14 protein-coding genes, 3 pseudogenes and 1 riboswitch are annotated in these 13,956 nt (G+C 63.8%); of the genes and pseudogenes, 10 read left to right on the top strand and 7 right to left on the bottom strand.

Going from position 1 to position 13,956, the window contains the following annotated elements; all coding sequences use genetic code 11:
- Positions 1 to 11 precede the first annotated feature (11 nt).
- Genes AC5Y2L_RS25035 through AC5Y2L_RS25020 form a run of 4 tightly spaced genes read right to left on the bottom strand, consistent with a single transcriptional unit; the run spans position 12 to position 2,230 of the window.
- Positions 12 to 296, bottom strand: coding sequence for a WXG100 family type VII secretion target (locus tag AC5Y2L_RS25035; protein WP_499944997.1), 285 nt, complete (start codon positions 294 to 296; stop codon positions 12 to 14).
- 25 nt (positions 297 to 321) lie between these two features.
- Complete coding sequence (locus tag AC5Y2L_RS25030; RefSeq protein WP_499944995.1) at positions 322 to 618, bottom strand: WXG100 family type VII secretion target; 297 nt, start codon at positions 616 to 618, stop codon at positions 322 to 324.
- 54 nt (positions 619 to 672) lie between these two features.
- Positions 673 to 1,917 carry a PPE family protein gene (locus AC5Y2L_RS25025; RefSeq protein ID WP_499944994.1) on the bottom strand — a complete coding sequence of 415 codons (1,245 nt, stop codon included), beginning with the start codon at positions 1,915 to 1,917 and terminating at the stop codon, positions 673 to 675.
- A gap of 13 nt (positions 1,918 to 1,930) precedes the next feature.
- Positions 1,931 to 2,230, bottom strand: a complete 300-nt coding sequence (locus tag AC5Y2L_RS25020; RefSeq protein ID WP_499944990.1) for a PE family protein — start codon at positions 2,228 to 2,230, stop codon at positions 1,931 to 1,933.
- Between the two features lie 290 nt (positions 2,231 to 2,520).
- A riboswitch (M-box (ykoK) riboswitch) is annotated at positions 2,521 to 2,691 on the bottom strand.
- Between the two features lie 329 nt (positions 2,692 to 3,020).
- Here AC5Y2L_RS25020 and AC5Y2L_RS25015 point away from each other — a divergent pair.
- The 7 genes and pseudogenes from AC5Y2L_RS25015 to AC5Y2L_RS24985 all read left to right on the top strand — a co-directional run.
- Positions 3,021 to 3,295 (top strand): annotated as a pseudogene (locus AC5Y2L_RS25015) (copper-transporting ATPase); the annotation flags it as partial.
- 426 nt (positions 3,296 to 3,721) lie between these two features.
- Positions 3,722 to 4,031, top strand: a pseudogene (locus tag AC5Y2L_RS25010) (IS21 family transposase); the annotation flags it as partial.
- Positions 4,032 to 4,551: 520 nt separating this feature from the next.
- Positions 4,552 to 5,694, top strand: coding sequence for a Nickel transporter NicT (gene nicT, locus AC5Y2L_RS25005; protein ID WP_499944989.1), 1,143 nt, complete (start codon positions 4,552 to 4,554; stop codon positions 5,692 to 5,694).
- A gap of 233 nt (positions 5,695 to 5,927) precedes the next feature.
- A complete protein-coding gene (locus AC5Y2L_RS25000) occupies positions 5,928 to 6,191 on the top strand; it encodes a hypothetical protein (protein WP_499944987.1) in 264 nt (87 codons plus the stop codon).
- Between the two features lie 191 nt (positions 6,192 to 6,382).
- Positions 6,383 to 7,594 (top strand): annotated as a pseudogene (locus AC5Y2L_RS24995) (NRAMP family divalent metal transporter).
- An 8-nt stretch (positions 7,595 to 7,602) separates the two neighbouring features.
- On the top strand, positions 7,603 to 7,815 hold the full coding sequence (locus AC5Y2L_RS24990; RefSeq protein WP_499944985.1) for a hypothetical protein: 213 nt from the start codon (positions 7,603 to 7,605) through the stop codon (positions 7,813 to 7,815).
- 146 nt (positions 7,816 to 7,961) lie between these two features.
- Positions 7,962 to 8,273, top strand: coding sequence for an ArsR/SmtB family transcription factor (locus AC5Y2L_RS24985; RefSeq protein WP_499944983.1), 312 nt, complete (start codon positions 7,962 to 7,964; stop codon positions 8,271 to 8,273).
- 463 nt (positions 8,274 to 8,736) lie between these two features.
- On the opposite strand, the gene AC5Y2L_RS24980 is transcribed toward AC5Y2L_RS24985, so the two are convergent.
- From AC5Y2L_RS24980 to AC5Y2L_RS24970, 3 genes are all read right to left on the bottom strand, one after another.
- Positions 8,737 to 9,906: a fatty acid desaturase family protein gene (locus tag AC5Y2L_RS24980; RefSeq protein WP_499944981.1), complete on the bottom strand. Its 1,170-nt coding sequence runs from the start codon at positions 9,904 to 9,906 to the stop codon at positions 8,737 to 8,739.
- Between the two features lie 364 nt (positions 9,907 to 10,270).
- Positions 10,271 to 10,603, bottom strand: coding sequence for a TFIIB-type zinc ribbon-containing protein (locus tag AC5Y2L_RS24975; protein ID WP_499944979.1), 333 nt, complete (start codon positions 10,601 to 10,603; stop codon positions 10,271 to 10,273).
- A gap of 139 nt (positions 10,604 to 10,742) precedes the next feature.
- On the bottom strand, positions 10,743 to 10,877 hold the full coding sequence (locus AC5Y2L_RS24970; RefSeq protein ID WP_499944977.1) for a hypothetical protein: 135 nt from the start codon (positions 10,875 to 10,877) through the stop codon (positions 10,743 to 10,745).
- 129 nt (positions 10,878 to 11,006) lie between these two features.
- On the opposite strand from AC5Y2L_RS24970, the gene lpqS reads away from it, so the two are divergent.
- From lpqS to AC5Y2L_RS24955, 3 genes are all read left to right on the top strand, one after another.
- Positions 11,007 to 11,408, top strand: coding sequence for a putative copper homeostasis (lipo)protein LpqS (lpqS, locus tag AC5Y2L_RS24965; RefSeq protein WP_499944975.1), 402 nt, complete (start codon positions 11,007 to 11,009; stop codon positions 11,406 to 11,408).
- Positions 11,409 to 11,850: 442 nt separating this feature from the next.
- Positions 11,851 to 12,915: a PPE family protein gene (locus AC5Y2L_RS24960; RefSeq protein WP_499944973.1), complete on the top strand. Its 1,065-nt coding sequence runs from the start codon at positions 11,851 to 11,853 to the stop codon at positions 12,913 to 12,915.
- A 395-nt stretch (positions 12,916 to 13,310) separates the two neighbouring features.
- On the top strand, positions 13,311 to 13,931 hold the full coding sequence (locus AC5Y2L_RS24955) for a cation efflux transmembrane domain-containing protein (RefSeq protein WP_499944971.1): 621 nt from the start codon (positions 13,311 to 13,313) through the stop codon (positions 13,929 to 13,931).
- Positions 13,932 to 13,956 lie beyond the last annotated feature (25 nt).

The raw sequence follows: 13,956 nt of genomic DNA, 5'->3' as shown, positions 1-13,956 counted from the left end.
CGCACAAGGTGTTAAGTCCAGCTGGAGCCAACGGCGGAGTCGGTGGACGCCATGTTGGATCCGGAGGTTTGCACCTTTTGCCCGTGGGCGTTGGCTTGTTGGTAGATGACCTGGAAGTTGCGGCCCAACTCGGTGACAAATTCCTGGCAAGCCGTCGACCCGGCGCCGCCCCAGAAGTCGCCGGCGGCCAGCACATCACGAATGATGGCCTGATGTTCGGCCTCCAACGCCGCAGCCTGGGCGCGGATGGTGGCACCGTGGGCGTCGACGTCGCCGAACTGGTAGTTGATGGTCATGGTTGTCTCCTAACGATTTTCAGGGCTAGCTGCTCAGGAGATGCTGGGAGGCTTGCTCTTGCTGCTCGTAGTAGTTGGTGTCGCGGATCAGCCCGTCGCGTACCTCATGAAGCATGTTGACGATGTTGCGAAACGCGGCGTTCGTCTGGCCCATGCTGTTGTAGGAGCTTGCCTGAGCGGTTCCGCTCCAGCCGGCACCGGCGATGTTTTGCGAGGACGCCCACATCGTGCGGGCCTCGTCTTCAACGGTTTGGGCATGCACGTCGAAACGGCCTGCCATGTCCCGCATCTGGGTCGGGTCTGTCATGAAACGCGCGGTCATCGCGAATCTCTTCCCTTCTCAAAATCGTGTGGTAGCCGCGGTGGCCGCGGACCGTTACCCGACGGCCGACCAGGCTGGCACCATCGGGGGACGGATCAGAAAGCGGGTATCGGGAATCGCGCTACCCGTCGCCCCGCGGCCGGCCATGCCCATCGGTGCCATTCCGGGCATGCCTGCCGCGGCCGCAGGAGGCGCGGCGAGCGGGGAGTTCCCCAACGCCGAGCCGAGGGGGCTTAGCGGGGGCGCGGCGGCAGTCCAGCTCGGCGGCACCGACAACGGACCAATCGAGGCCGCGTTTCCGAGCCCGGCCGATACTCCGCTGCCCAGACCACCCAGGCCGCCCAAACCGCCCAGGCCGGCGGTGGGGCCGGCCAGCGCAGCACCAAGCCCTTCGGTCGCCGCTCCCAACGCCTCCGCAGGTTCAGTCGCGTGGCCCATCAGCCCCGTGAATGCACCTAACGTGTTACTGGGCATGTAGAAGCCCGACGAGAAGATGGTGTTCCAGATATTCGCGTTGGGCCCCCATTGATTCCAGAAGCTGTCCAGCGCAGAATTTCCCGACCCTTGCCCAGTCAGGAGGCCAGCGATTTCGCCGAGCCCGGACGTCGAGGCCGATGAGGACGACATTGGTGATGCCATCCCCTGCAGCGTGGTGGGCATGGTGGTGACCAATTGGGACAGCGTCGCCTGTGTGCTCGTCGTGCCCGCCGATGTTCCGGCGGCTTGGGTCACCACGGCAGCCTGGTTGGCCAGAGCGCTCGGGTTGGTGTTTTGCTGCGGCGCACCAAAAGGCGTCAGCTTGGATGCGGCCGCCGACGATCCGGCGTAGCCGTACATTGCCGCCGCGTCCTGGGCCCACATCTGGCCGTAATGAGCTTCGGTGGCCATGATCGCCGGGGTGTTCTGCCCCAAAACGTTGGTCGCCACCAGCGCTGCCAGCTGCGCGCGGTTGGCCGCGATCACCGGCGGCGGTACCGTCATCGCAAATGCGGTTTCATAGGCCGCTGCGGCGGCCGTGGCCTGGCTCGCGGTCTGCTCAGCCTGGGCGGCGGTGGTGTTCATCCATGCGACATAGGGTGCCGCGGCGGCCGCCATCGAGGCCGATGCCGGACCGCGCCAGCCTGCGCTGGTCAGCCCCGAGATCACCGATTCGTAGGTTGTCGCCTGCGAACGCAACTCAGCGGCGAGCCCATTCCAGGCCGATCCGGCAGCCAACATCGATGTCGCTCCTGGACCGGAATACATTCTGGCGGAGTTGATTTCCGGTGGTAACGCGCCGAAGTCAAATATCGTGGTCATCGCAGTACCCCCTTTAGAGAGTCGCAGTAGCGTTGGCTGCCTCGGTGGCAAGATACGAAGCGGCACTGGCAGCTAAGATGCGCACGAACATGTCGTGAACCGCCAGGGCTTGGGCACTTACCGCCTGATACATCGCCGCGTGCGAGCCGAATTGCGTTGCAGTCAACGCAGATACCTCGTCAGCAGCGGCGGGTACCACTGCTGTCGTCGGCAGCGCGGCGGCCGCGTTCTGGGCGGCTAGCGCCGAACCGATACCTTGCAAGTGGTTGGCCGCCGCCGACAGCATTTCCGGCTGTGTGGTCACAAAAGACATCGGACTTCTCCTTAAGGAAGGCAGACTGAAGCTGCGGCTGTGGCGGTGTCACAGCACGCGAGGACCACGCACACCGACGAAACGATGGCGTGCGTGTGTTAACCGAAGCGGCGCAAGCCGATTCAGATGATGGAAACGGTGCCGGGGCCGGATCCGAACGACATGGTCATTGGACTCGGATAGGGACTATCACCGCGACTCATCTCGCTCTCACCTCCTCACGGCCAGGACACACGGGGGTGCCGCCATAGTGCACAACGGGATGAGGTCACCCGGCGAATCAGCCAGGCGCGGCACCCCTCTCGTCAGAGCTTTGGCACTGCACGGCGTATCCGGTTGAGCCGGAAGCCACTTGGGCTCAACCCTTAAGCCGGGAAGAGCTGTCCTGACCGGGGGCGTCTTTCGACGTTCGAGGTCAGTGGCCTATATCCGTGCAGACGCCTCACCTAGCGAGGTGCATGCACGGCAATGCTCACACCAAAACCGGCGCCCGTCAACCCCCTTCACCACGTGAACCCCTGTCAATCCCCTGTGGGTCGGAGTTCGGCGACCCGAATCCGTGATGCAGGATGACCGTGAAATCAGAGTGCGGTTGTGTTTCAGCATGAATATTGTTCTCGGGATTCGGCATTCAGGGCTGTACCTTGACTTGCGTCTTTTGATTTATTGAGCAGCCTTCGTGGCCAAACCGGTAGTTTCCGCTTTTGCCTGAAGCAAGTGAGGTGAGGCAGATGGTCGATAAACCCGAGCCCGGGGGCACCCAGGCATCCCACCGAAGGATCGGCCAACGGACAATCTGCAGCGCCTGATCCACGTGCCTGATCTGGGCGCACATGCGGTCAAAGTTATTCCGCAGAACTACGGATGTCGACCGCCGTCAACAACGTTCGCTAATGGTAGGTGCTGGGGGTGTCCTTTTCACCGGTGCTTGCCGCGATCCTGCACAACGCGCCGTCGGCGGCAGTGGCCACCAACAGCTCCCGGCTGATCCGATACCGCCTCATCAACGGTCAATCACGATCGCCCAACGGGCAGTCGGCGACTGAGCCATCCCTCCTCGATTAGAAAGCAACGCTGCCCTCGGGCAGTCAGTGACGGGCAGTTCCACCACCTAGGCATCGGTCACAACAATCAGACCCGGCCGTCGTGGTTATTGCCGCAGCAGGCGACGGTCGGCATTGAAAAGTGGGGCATGCGCTCATGAGCACAGATACGCACGCGGCGACCGCGAACATCTGGGATCGCTGACTAACAAACTAATGCGGCGCCGGCAGCGGCGCCGGCGGGGAAGCTGGCCCACGACAACAAGTATTCAAGCCGCGTTGGGCCGTGCGCGTCTTCACAGTGCTCCCCCGGTGGCACCCTTACCAAGCCCGATTCACGGGCCTCAAGCTTGTCGACGGCACGTGAAACTGATCACCGCGTGGCATCCAAATTTTGACCCCATGTCTGGTGATCCTGGCTCTAGTCGAGTCAGGAAGGACGAAATAGATGCTGGCCGAGGAGGATTGGGCTGAGATCGTCGTTTGCAACCGGTCCGAGGGGTTGCCGATCAAGGCGATCGCGCGGGTGACGGGTATTTCGCGCAATACCGGGTGGGCAGCGCTGGCCTCGGACAAACCCCCGAAGTATCAGCGGCCGCCGAAAGGTGGGATCCGGACGCAGTTGAGCTGCAGATCCGACAATCGCTGTGGTTGTATCCGACGATGCCGGCGACGGTGATCGCCGAGCGGATCGGTTGGACGCGGTCGATGCGACACTGCCGGGCCGGGTGGCCGAGTTGCGGCCTGAGTCCCTTCCGGACACGGGCGCGAGGGAATATCCGGCGTCGTCGAGCATTAATTCACCCGTGTGGAAGAAACTCACCGCCTCTTCAGTGACAACGAAGTTCTGATACGAGTCTGGGTCCCACCCGATGCCCGGGGATAACTGGAAATTCCTAGGGAGTTGTCGCCTCGCCAGCTCCGTCGCGACCGCCGGGCAGATCGGGTCCATCGGGTTAGCGCCGGGCCCGAATAAGGTTTCGAACGCCACGGGCCGATTCTGGTCGAAGTCGAAGGTAAAGGAGTCGTACGTGCCTACCTGTACCGCAGGCTTCGTCCACTTAGCAGCAGCGCCACGCGCTCATCGCGCTCACCAGTCGTCCAGCCGTTTGGCCTGACGTGGCTCAGCGCCGCGCTGATGATCGCGGAACCCGCCATTAACTTTTGCGAATTCATTGCAACCACGCTTAGCCCGATCTAGCGTCATCATCTTGTGTGTGTGAACGACCCATACCAGTGCGCAGACGTGCAGCACGACTCGGCGAAGCAAGGACGCCCATGACCAACGCCGTTGCCTCGGATGTGTCCGGTTGGGGATTCGCCCGGTTCCGCGCCAGTCTGTCCCGCCGGGACGGGCTGACATTGGCCGGGATGGCCGGCTTCATCCTGATGCTCAATGTCGTCGGTTGGTGTGTGCTGGCGCTACTGGTAGCGCCAAAGAATTATGACCTGGGGCCATCGGGAGTGTTCGGCGTCGGCTTGGGTGTCACCGCGTTCCTGCTCGGGGCTCGGCACGCTTTCGACGCCGACCACATCGCCGCGGTCGACAACACCACCCGCAAGCTGGTTGGCGAGAACCGCCCGGCGATGTCGGTGGGTTTCTGGTTCTCGTTGGGCCACTCGACGGTCGTGTTCACCATTTCGCTGCTGCTGGCCTTGGGAATCCGCGCGCTCGCCGGGCAGATCGGATCCAAGGACAGCAGGTCGGCGTTGCAGGAAAACCTGGGTGTGGTCGGCACCGTCGTTTCCGGGACATTCCTGATGCTGATCGGGCTGATCAACCTGGCGGCGCTGGTCGGTATCACCAAATTATTTCGCCAGATGCGCGGCGGCGAGCTCGACGAGGTGGAGATGGAACGCCAGCTCAACGCCCGCGGTTTCATGGCCCGTGTCCTTGGGCCGATTATGCGCGCGGTCGCCAAGCCGTGGCACATGTACCCGGTCGGGCTGCTGTTCGGGCTCGGATTCGACACCGCCAGCCAGGTGGCGCTGTTGGTACTGGCCTCCGGCTCGGCGGCGTTCGCGCTGCCCTGGTATGCGATCCTTGTTCTGCCGATCCTGTTTGCCGCCGGGATGTGTTTATTCGACACCGCCGACGGGGTGTTCATGTCCCGCGCCTACGGCTGGGCCTTCCTCAAACCGGTTCGCAAGGTGTTCTACAATCTCACGATCACCGCGCTGTCGGTGGCGGTCGCCCTGATCATAGGACTGGTCGAGCTGCTCGGGCTGCTCGCCGAGAAGGCTGGTATCGATTCCGGGCCGCTGGGGTGGGTCGCGTCCCTCGACCTCGGCGTCGTCGGCTACACCGTCGTGAGCTTGTTCGTCTTTACCTGGCTCATCGCACTGGCGATCTGGCGCTTCGGGCGTATCGAGGACAAATGGACCGCCGGCATGCAACGCGCCATCGGCAACGCAGACTAATCACGGCAGCGCCTGACCGGCACGTTTGAGGTATCCATCAGGTAACACCAGTAGATGGCTGAGTCTAGCCAACGACCTCAGTGGCTGACGTCGGCGCCAGAGCACGCGACCCCCTGGCGGCATGGTGAGAATCGACCCCCTGGAGTGGTGGTTGGTGTGTTCAGTCCGGACACATAGCTGATGGACCGCTCCAAAGACATCCCTGGCACTCTCCGAAAGTGAGAGTGCTGATCGTGAACGAACCCTGGTTGGAAATTCTGCTGACCTCGATGCGCGACCAGATCACGGTCGCCGCGACGTGCCGTCGCCACGGCATCTCGCGGCAAAGCTTCTACGTCTACCAACGTCGCTTCTACGTCGTCGTGGTCCTCGCTAAAGAGGGTTGGATGCGGGCGCCGTCGGCGCGGAGCTTGACGGTGGCCAGGAACGCCTGCTCGGCATGTTCCTCGTGGGCGGCGATGGCCCCGGAATCTCTCGGTGGATTCGGCCTGCCGTAGTTTAATCTACGGCCGTACGAACTTTGTCTGCGGACCTGGCGGGGCGTGATATCGGTGAGGTGGGCTAAATCGTGTTGATAACCCCGGAGGACCGGGCCCGATCAGACGACCGCGCCCTGGTCGAGCTGGCCCGCCGCGGCAAGAAGCGACACCGACTGGCCTGGCTGCTGTTGGGGCCGGGAGTGTTGGCCATGCTCGGTGAAAACGACGGGCCGAGCATGATCTCCTACACCACCGCTGGGGCCGCCTACGGGCTTGGTTTCTTCCTGCCGTTCACGCTGGCGCTGTTCGCTATGGCCTACGTTTGCCAGGAAATCTGCATGCGGGTCGGCGCCGTGACGCACCGCGGCTACGGCGAGCTCGTGCTCCAGCGCTACGGCCGTCTATGGGGGTGGTTCGGGGCGGCTGATCTGGCGGTGACCAACCTGGTGACGCTCATCGCAGAGTTCGTGGCCATCCGTGTCGGGCTGGCCTACTTCGGCATAGGAGCGCCGGTGGCCGCGCTAGGTGGAGTGGTGCTGGTGGCCGCGGCAGCCAGCGGGGGGCGCTACCGGCGCTGGGAGCGGACCGTGCTGGCCCTTGCGATGTTCAACGCGCTGTTCTTGGTGGCCGCGCTGCTAACCCGGCCGCGCTGGGTGCCGATCGGCCACGCCTTGGCGACGTTCACTCCGCTCCCGCACGGTCCGATCAACACGATCCTGCTGCTGATCGCTTCCACGATCGATGCCACCGTCACGCCGTAGATGATCTTCTTTCAGCAAAGTGCTGCCGCCGACAAGGGCATCACCACCCGCGACCTCGGGCACGGACGGCTAGACACCGCGCTCGGAGCGGGCCTGGCCGCCGCCTTCGGATGTGGCGCGCTGATCGTGGGCTCGGCACTGGCGGGCCATGACGGCGGTAGCATCCAGGGCCTGGCCGGCGCCGGCTTCCCCGCCGCCTTGGCAAGTGTATCCGGCAACGCGGTGGCGTCGATGTTTGCGCTGGGGCTCATCGAATCCGGTGCAGTCGCGGTGCTGACCATTTCCGCGTCCACCGCCTACGCGGCGGCCGAATGCGTCGGTGTCGCGCGCAGCTTCAACATCGACCCGCAACGCACGCGGCTGTTTCTCGGGGCCAACCTCGCCCTCGCGGTTGCTGCGGCAGCGGTGATCCTGATCCCCAACGCTCCGCTGCTGGCGATCGCCCTCAACGCCAACGTACTGGCGACCGTCTCGCTACCGGTGACGCTGATCTTCCTGATGATGCTGGCCAACGACCGCGGCCTGATGGGCCTCCACGCCAACCCCCGCAGCACCAACATCGTCGCCGGCACGATTGTCGGACTGATCATCCTTGCCGCACTCGCCTACGCTATCGACTCATTCCTGCAGTCCATCCAGATGTTGCCCACCGGTACCTAGCCGCTGCCATGCCAGACCCGACCGGCCACCCTGCGACCACCCACGGTAGCGACCTAGGCGAGTTCCTTGAACCCGGCCAGCTGGTGAGCAACCGCTGCACACCCGTGCCGCCCGCTCGCCTGGGCCGCGCCGCACAAGTCGGCCTATGGGTGCTGCGAATCACCGTGCTCCTACTGGTAGGCATGGTCAGCTACGCCTTTATCACCGGAGTTTGGCGCTAACACCTCGATCTCTGCCGTTACGATCGCCGGTAACTGACCCCGTTCCTCCGTCAGATGTGCATCGCTAGGGTAGACGGATCGATGCGGTCGACTCGTGTGATCTCCTGTGCCTGGATTTGTTTCGGGCAGAGGCGATCCGTGCGGCGATGCCGGGCCTGGATCAAATAGGTCGCGCTGCAGCTGGTGCGCGCGCATTAGCCGACCCAACACGGCTGACGATCGCGACTTCACTGCTGCGTGGCGGCGAATTGTGCGTCTGCGATATGGCGTGGCTGGTCGGTCATGGGCAGGGCTTGGTGTCCTATCACCTTCGCCAACTCAAGACCACGGGGATGGTGTCGTCGCGTCGACAGCGACAGTTGGTGATGTACCGACTCACCGAACGAGGCCGGGTCCTCACCCAAGCGGTAATCGCACCGATCATCGACATCGCCGATAAGGACCCCAATCATGTCTGACGCCATGCTGGGGCGCCGCCGATACCCAACGGATCAACGCATCCGTCCCGAGCGGTTCTGTCAGGTGCGCCAACTGCAGTTGGCGCAGTTCGCCACCGTGCTCTAACCCACCGGATCCTCAGAGCGGCCCTGCGTGAGGCTCGCTGACGAACACGACATATGACCGACCATCGGCTAACAACTTGTACGCGTTACCCTGCGCAACAAAAGAATTCATTGCTATCTTGGCGGCGTTGCGGCTTTGGGGACCAGCCGCGGGCGCCAGTCTCAACGCTGTCACGCCGAAAAGTCATGCGTAAATTCACTCATCACCGAATACCCAGGGCGCTAGCCTTAGCGGACTCCGCGGTATGCATCGTTTGCGGCATCTCATCCTGCCGTCTAGCGAGACATTCGGATTGGCCTCCAGAAGTCGTTGGGGCGATTCACATTTGGTGCAAGGGTCTCATGTGGTGTCCACGACCTAGGCCGCTGCGGCCCAATCGCTCGGCTTCCCGAAGACGGCACGCGTGACGGCGGCGGGCAAGAGTGCCGTTGTCGCCTTGCGGGCGAAGTCGTTGGGCAGCGACAGTCTGAAGACCTTCTTCCACGCCGAGACAACCTGTTTCGGCAACGGACCGCTGGTGTAGGACAGCCCGTAGCGCTCGAAAAGGTTCTGGACCTTCGGCGCGAGCTCCTGGTAGCGGTTGCTGGGCAGATCAGGGAAGAGGTGGTGCTCGATCTGAAACGACAGGTTCCCGGTCATGAAGTGCACCAGCGGGCTACCGCTGATGTTGGCCGAGCCGAGCATCTGGCGCAGGTACCACTGGCCGCGCGTCTCACCGTCGATGGAGGTCGTCTCGTAGGTCTGGACGCCCTCGGGGAAGTGCCCGCACATGATCACCGAGTGCGTCCACAGGTTGCGCACCAGGTTGGCCGTGAGGTTGGCGGTCAAGGTGGTGAGGGCCGATGGACCAGACAGCAACGGGTGCAGCACATAGTCTTTGCGCACTTGCCGCCCGATCTTGGCGAGCACCTCCTTGCCCTGGCGCCGGAACTCATCCTTATCGGCCTCGGCCTTCAGATAGGAGCCGATCGGCAGGTCGTAGATGGCGATTCCGTACTGGAAGATGCAGGCGTTGGCGAGGTTGGTCAGCGGCTGGACCAGATAGGACGGATTCCAGGGCTGATCCTCGTCGACCCGCAGGATGCGGAAGCCGAGGTCGTGGTCCTTACCCAGCACGTTGGTCCAGTTGTGGTGCAGCTCGTTGTGGGAGTGCTTCCACAGTTCCGACGGACAGGCGTGGTCCCACTCCCAGGTGGTCGAGTGGATCTTGGGATCGCGCATCCAGTCCCACTGACCGTGCATCACGTTGTGGCCGATCTCCATGTTCTCGATGATCTTGGAGACCGACAATCCGGCGGTGCCGAGCACCCACGCGGGCGGCAACAGCGAAAACAGCAGCAGCGCGCGGCTGCTCAATTCGAGCTTGCGCTGACCGTCGATGACGTTGCGGATATAGGCGGCATCGCGCTCACCCCGGCTGGCGATCACCCCGGCCCGGATGGCGTCGAGTTCGATGCCAATGTCCTCGACGTCCCGCGCGCTCAGGTGCGCGGTCGGATCGTCGCGTTTGCGTTGGATAGCAGTCATTGCTTTGTCTCCGTTGAATTTAAAGTCCGACGCGGGCGTCGGGGCGCTGATCGGGCCAAACCGGTCAAGCTTTGGCACATCATGGGTGCGAAGGACAACGCCGTGTTTGTCCGGTGACTGACGCCACTACTTTTCATTTCGGGTCAGCCTCGGGAGTCCAGGGTCTACGCCGACGTGTCACGCCCATTACCACCTACGGCCGCACCCACTGCTGCCAGCAGCTTGTGCGCCGAGCACGGTCATCCAAGCGTGGATAGGATCGCCGCCGATTAAGGCCGCACGACCATGGTCGGTGCCGACGAGGCCCGAAGGTCGAGCACAGTCAGCACCCGGCCGACGGCCGACATCGGCGAAACCGGGGCGTTCAGTGATGTCCGCGCCGCCCGTAGTAGCCGTCGCCGTGATGTCCCTCGCCGAACAATCCGGCCAGGAAACCGCGCCGCGGTGGCCCGTAGGTTGCGGGCGGATATTGTTGTTGCGGTGGATACGGCGGTGCGGGCGTCTGCTGGGGGACCGCGTAAAAACTTGCTTCGGCTTCGACTAGCGTCTCAAGTTCACCGCGGTCCAAGAACAGTCCTCCGCAGCCGGTGCATTGGTCGACAGTCACCCCGAATCGTTGCACCGGCAGCATCTGCGATGCGCACCGCGGACACAACAAAGGTGACTCCCCGCTCTTCCGAGACTCCTCGTCGGCCATGATGACTCTCCTGCCTCGTGCTGCCAACTCCAGTCGCTACGATAGCGAAGAATAGTGATATGCGCATAACTCCTTGTCAGCAGGTCGGTGGCGGTGGTGTCGTTAGCTCGAACTCGGCAGCGACATGTTCGGGTGTGTTCTACGGTGCTGCCAGCACTCTGGCGTGCCAGGCATTGGCTTCGGTTTCGGCGTCGACTAGTGCAGCGGTGATCGCCTGGCCGGCCCAGTCCTGAACGGAGGGATCTGGGCGTAGTTGGGGAAGAAGCACCGGCACGGTGATTCGCCTGCCCGCGCACTGTTGGCTTGAGGCGGCAGTGCACTCGTTTCGATCAGATAGACACATGACGCCAGGGCTGCAACGTCGAATGCCTACGCGGCAAGTGCTGCTACATTTGAGGGCATTATGCGCAGCGACCTCGGTAGACAGTCCTCGTTGCGATGGGCCATCGCCATCGTCGCGGCGATCTGGTTGTTGGGCGGTGCGGCCGAGCACGCCTGCCACGCGGCGGTCACGGTTGATTCGGCCCATGGGTCCATCAGCTCAGCTGGTGGCCCACTGGCGGTTAATGCAGACCACACCCAGTGTGATAGCGGATGGTCGCCGTCGTGTCTCGTAGCGGCGGCGGGGGTGGATCTCCCGCGCCGGGACACGGCGTGGGTGTTTTTCGCTGTGGTCGCGGCGGTGGCCGCTGTCGGTTGCAGCCTTGACCGGATACAGCGGACCAGACGTGGCCCGCCTCGGGAGCCCGCCACACCGGTCACTGGTCAGGACCTGTTAACACGGGTCTGTCTCGCGCGGCGCTGATAGGTCAGCGTCAGATCATTCGACGCTGCGCCTTCTGCCGGCAATCGCTGCCTATTTGACGACACCGGCTTATCGCCGGAATCGGTTGCCGTACTGGCGAGACGTTGAGGCACGGAATCGGACCGGCGTCGAGTGATCTGATGTACGCGCTCACCGCGCGGCCCGGCGTGATCCGAGAGCCTGAGAACACTCAAGCCACGCCGAGGGTGTTGCTTCGTCAAAAGTCACTGTCGCCCAGGAGAACTCAATGCACTATCACACCATCACACGCCAGTCACCGGCAGCAATTTGTGCTACCGCCGCCAGCGGGCTGCTAAGCCCAACGGCGGGCGTCGGGGTGGCGTCTCAGTCACAAAAATCGTTGGGTGTGCCGCCGGCGTCGGTGCGCTGGTGACCACCGCTTCGCACATCACTGTGGTCCGCTGAGCAGGGGGCAGAAAACATGGATTTTGCAGCGTTACCACCGGAGGTCAACGCCGCCAAACTGTATTTCGGACCCGGGTCGGGACCGATGTTGGTTGCTGCTGGCGCCTGGGATGGGCTGGTCGACGGGCTGTATTGCACCGCCGCCTCGTTCGAGGCGGTCGTTTCTGGTCTTGCCGACGATTCGTGGCAAGGCCCCGCGGCGGCGGCGATGGCGGACGCGATCGCGCCCTACCTGAAATGGATGGCCGGCACCGCCGCGCAGGCGCAGCAGGCCGCCGCGCAGGCCAGGTCGGCAGCAACGGCCTATGAAACGGCGCTGGAGATGATGGTCTCCCCGCCGGTGATCGCGGCCAACCGCGACCGCTTGGCGTCGCTGGTAGCCGCTAACTTTCTGGATCAAAACACTCCAGAGATCGCGCTCACCGAGGCCCACTACAGTCAGATGTGGGCCCAGAATGCCGATGCGATGTATCGCTATGCCAGCAGCTCCGCGGCGGCTACTCGGCTGACTCCCTTCGCCGCGCCTCCGGTCGATTTGACCGCCGTTGCGCCAAGAGCGTCGGCCGACGGTACGTCGTCGGCGACGAACACGCTACCGATGCTGACAGCCGATCCAGGGTTGTTCTCCGCGGTACCTGCTGCCCTGAACCAGCTCGCATCGCCCGCCGACTTGTCGTCTGGGTGGGCTGGCTCGGAGCTACTGACATCGGCTTCCATCGACGATCAAGCAGATTGGGATTTGGGCTCGCCTTTCTCGGCGTTATCGTCTCTGCGTTCTCGGGTGATGTCGGCGGTACGTGGTGTGGCTGGCAACCGCTGCGGTGCTCGGGGCCGGCCGCTGTCGGTGCGGGCATGGTTTGGGGGTACCCGTGCAGGCTGGATGAGCCGACGGGCCGGTTCGGCAGGCCACGATGAGGCCGTAGCGCACACAAGCGTCGGTGCGGCGGCGATGGTCGGCAAGTTGTCGGTGCCGCAGACCTGGCTTGTCACCGCCACGCCAGAGCACGCTGAACCAACCTCGGGGCCAACCAAATTCCTCCTCCCGTCCGAGGTGCCGGCCATGATCGGGTGGGGCAGGTAGCCGTGAGGAGACAACCACCCAGCGCAAGACGGATCCCGATGACCATCCCGCGACGCCGGCCGATCACGATAGCTGGGTGCGCTAGCCGATCGTCAAAAGATGGGCGGTCGCCGCACCGGCGGGCGGCCCGGCAGAGGCGGTGGCGGCCCGGCTTGGCGGTTGGCGCCGGTCCAAACATCTGTGCGGCGGTCTTGGGCCAACCTGGCGCCCGGCAGACTCCGACGAGAGAACTTTTCAGGGCATACGACTGCAGGCTCACACCGCGGACAACACCTCGCTGGGTGATGATGCGCAGTGCAGTGGTGGGAGCCGGTCTCATGACACCCCTTGGCTCCGCCGTCAGCCAGACGATCGATAACGACATCTGTTGTACCCCAACCGCTTGCGGTTCGGGGATGGCACTTCAACGCGATGCCCGGTGGCAGCGGGCCGCACGATGGGCGCGGCGACTTGCCTGGGTCAGCCTGGTCTTTGTGGTCACCGACGGGGCGGTCGGCTTGTGGCAGGGCGTGGCGGCGGGATCTGTCGCGTTGACGGCATGGGCATTAGGAAGCGCGCCTGAGGCCATGGCCAGCCTGATCGTGATTTGGCGATTCAGCGGCGCGCGGACCCTCTCGCAGGTGGCCGAGCGTCGCGCGCAACGAGGTGTGGCGGTGTCGTTTTGGCTTAGCGCCCCGTATATCGCCGCTGAATCCCTGCATCACCTGTTCAAGGAACACGTGTCGCACGCCACGCTGGTCGGTGTTGTGTTGACCGCGGCCGCAGTGGTGCAGATGCCGATCCTGGGCCGCGCGCAGCACAAACTCGGTGCACGGTTGGGTTCGGGGGCCACGGTCGGCAAAGGCATCCAGAATTATCTGTGCGCCGCCCAGGCGGCCGCGGTTCTGCTTGGGCTGGCGCTCACCCTCAGGTGGCCCGGCGGGTGGTGGTTGGACCCCGTCATCGGCCTGGCCATCGCCGGGATTGCCCTCTGGCAGGGCTTGCGGTCCTGGCGCGGCGAGGATTGCGGATGTTAAGGAACAACGGTGGTAAACAGTGCCC

The sequence above is a fragment of the Mycobacterium sp. NGS66 genome, assembly GCF_059812225.1.
Note: the sequence above shows the minus strand (reverse complement) of the source record. Positions and strands in the feature narration are given on the sequence as shown.

Coding starts and splice junctions, on each gene's coding strand:
- AC5Y2L_RS25035 (WP_499944997.1), bottom strand. CDS start 296: ATGACCATCAACTACCAGTTCGGCGACGTCGACGCCCACGGTGCCACC.
- AC5Y2L_RS25030 (WP_499944995.1), bottom strand. CDS start 618: ATGACCGCGCGTTTCATGACAGACCCGACCCAGATGCGGGACATGGCA.
- AC5Y2L_RS25025 (WP_499944994.1), bottom strand. CDS start 1,917: ATGACCACGATATTTGACTTCGGCGCGTTACCACCGGAAATCAACTCC.
- AC5Y2L_RS25020 (WP_499944990.1), bottom strand. CDS start 2,230: ATGTCTTTTGTGACCACACAGCCGGAAATGCTGTCGGCGGCGGCCAAC.
- nicT (WP_499944989.1), top strand. CDS start 4,552: ATGACCAACGCCGTTGCCTCGGATGTGTCCGGTTGGGGATTCGCCCGG.
- AC5Y2L_RS24990 (WP_499944985.1), top strand. CDS start 7,603: ATGCCAGACCCGACCGGCCACCCTGCGACCACCCACGGTAGCGACCTA.
- AC5Y2L_RS24985 (WP_499944983.1), top strand. CDS start 7,962: ATGCCGGGCCTGGATCAAATAGGTCGCGCTGCAGCTGGTGCGCGCGCA.
- AC5Y2L_RS24980 (WP_499944981.1), bottom strand. CDS start 9,906: ATGACTGCTATCCAACGCAAACGCGACGATCCGACCGCGCACCTGAGC.
- AC5Y2L_RS24975 (WP_499944979.1), bottom strand. CDS start 10,603: ATGGCCGACGAGGAGTCTCGGAAGAGCGGGGAGTCACCTTTGTTGTGT.
- lpqS (WP_499944975.1), top strand. CDS start 11,007: ATGCGCAGCGACCTCGGTAGACAGTCCTCGTTGCGATGGGCCATCGCC.
- AC5Y2L_RS24960 (WP_499944973.1), top strand. CDS start 11,851: ATGGATTTTGCAGCGTTACCACCGGAGGTCAACGCCGCCAAACTGTAT.
- AC5Y2L_RS24955 (WP_499944971.1), top strand. CDS start 13,311: ATGGCACTTCAACGCGATGCCCGGTGGCAGCGGGCCGCACGATGGGCG.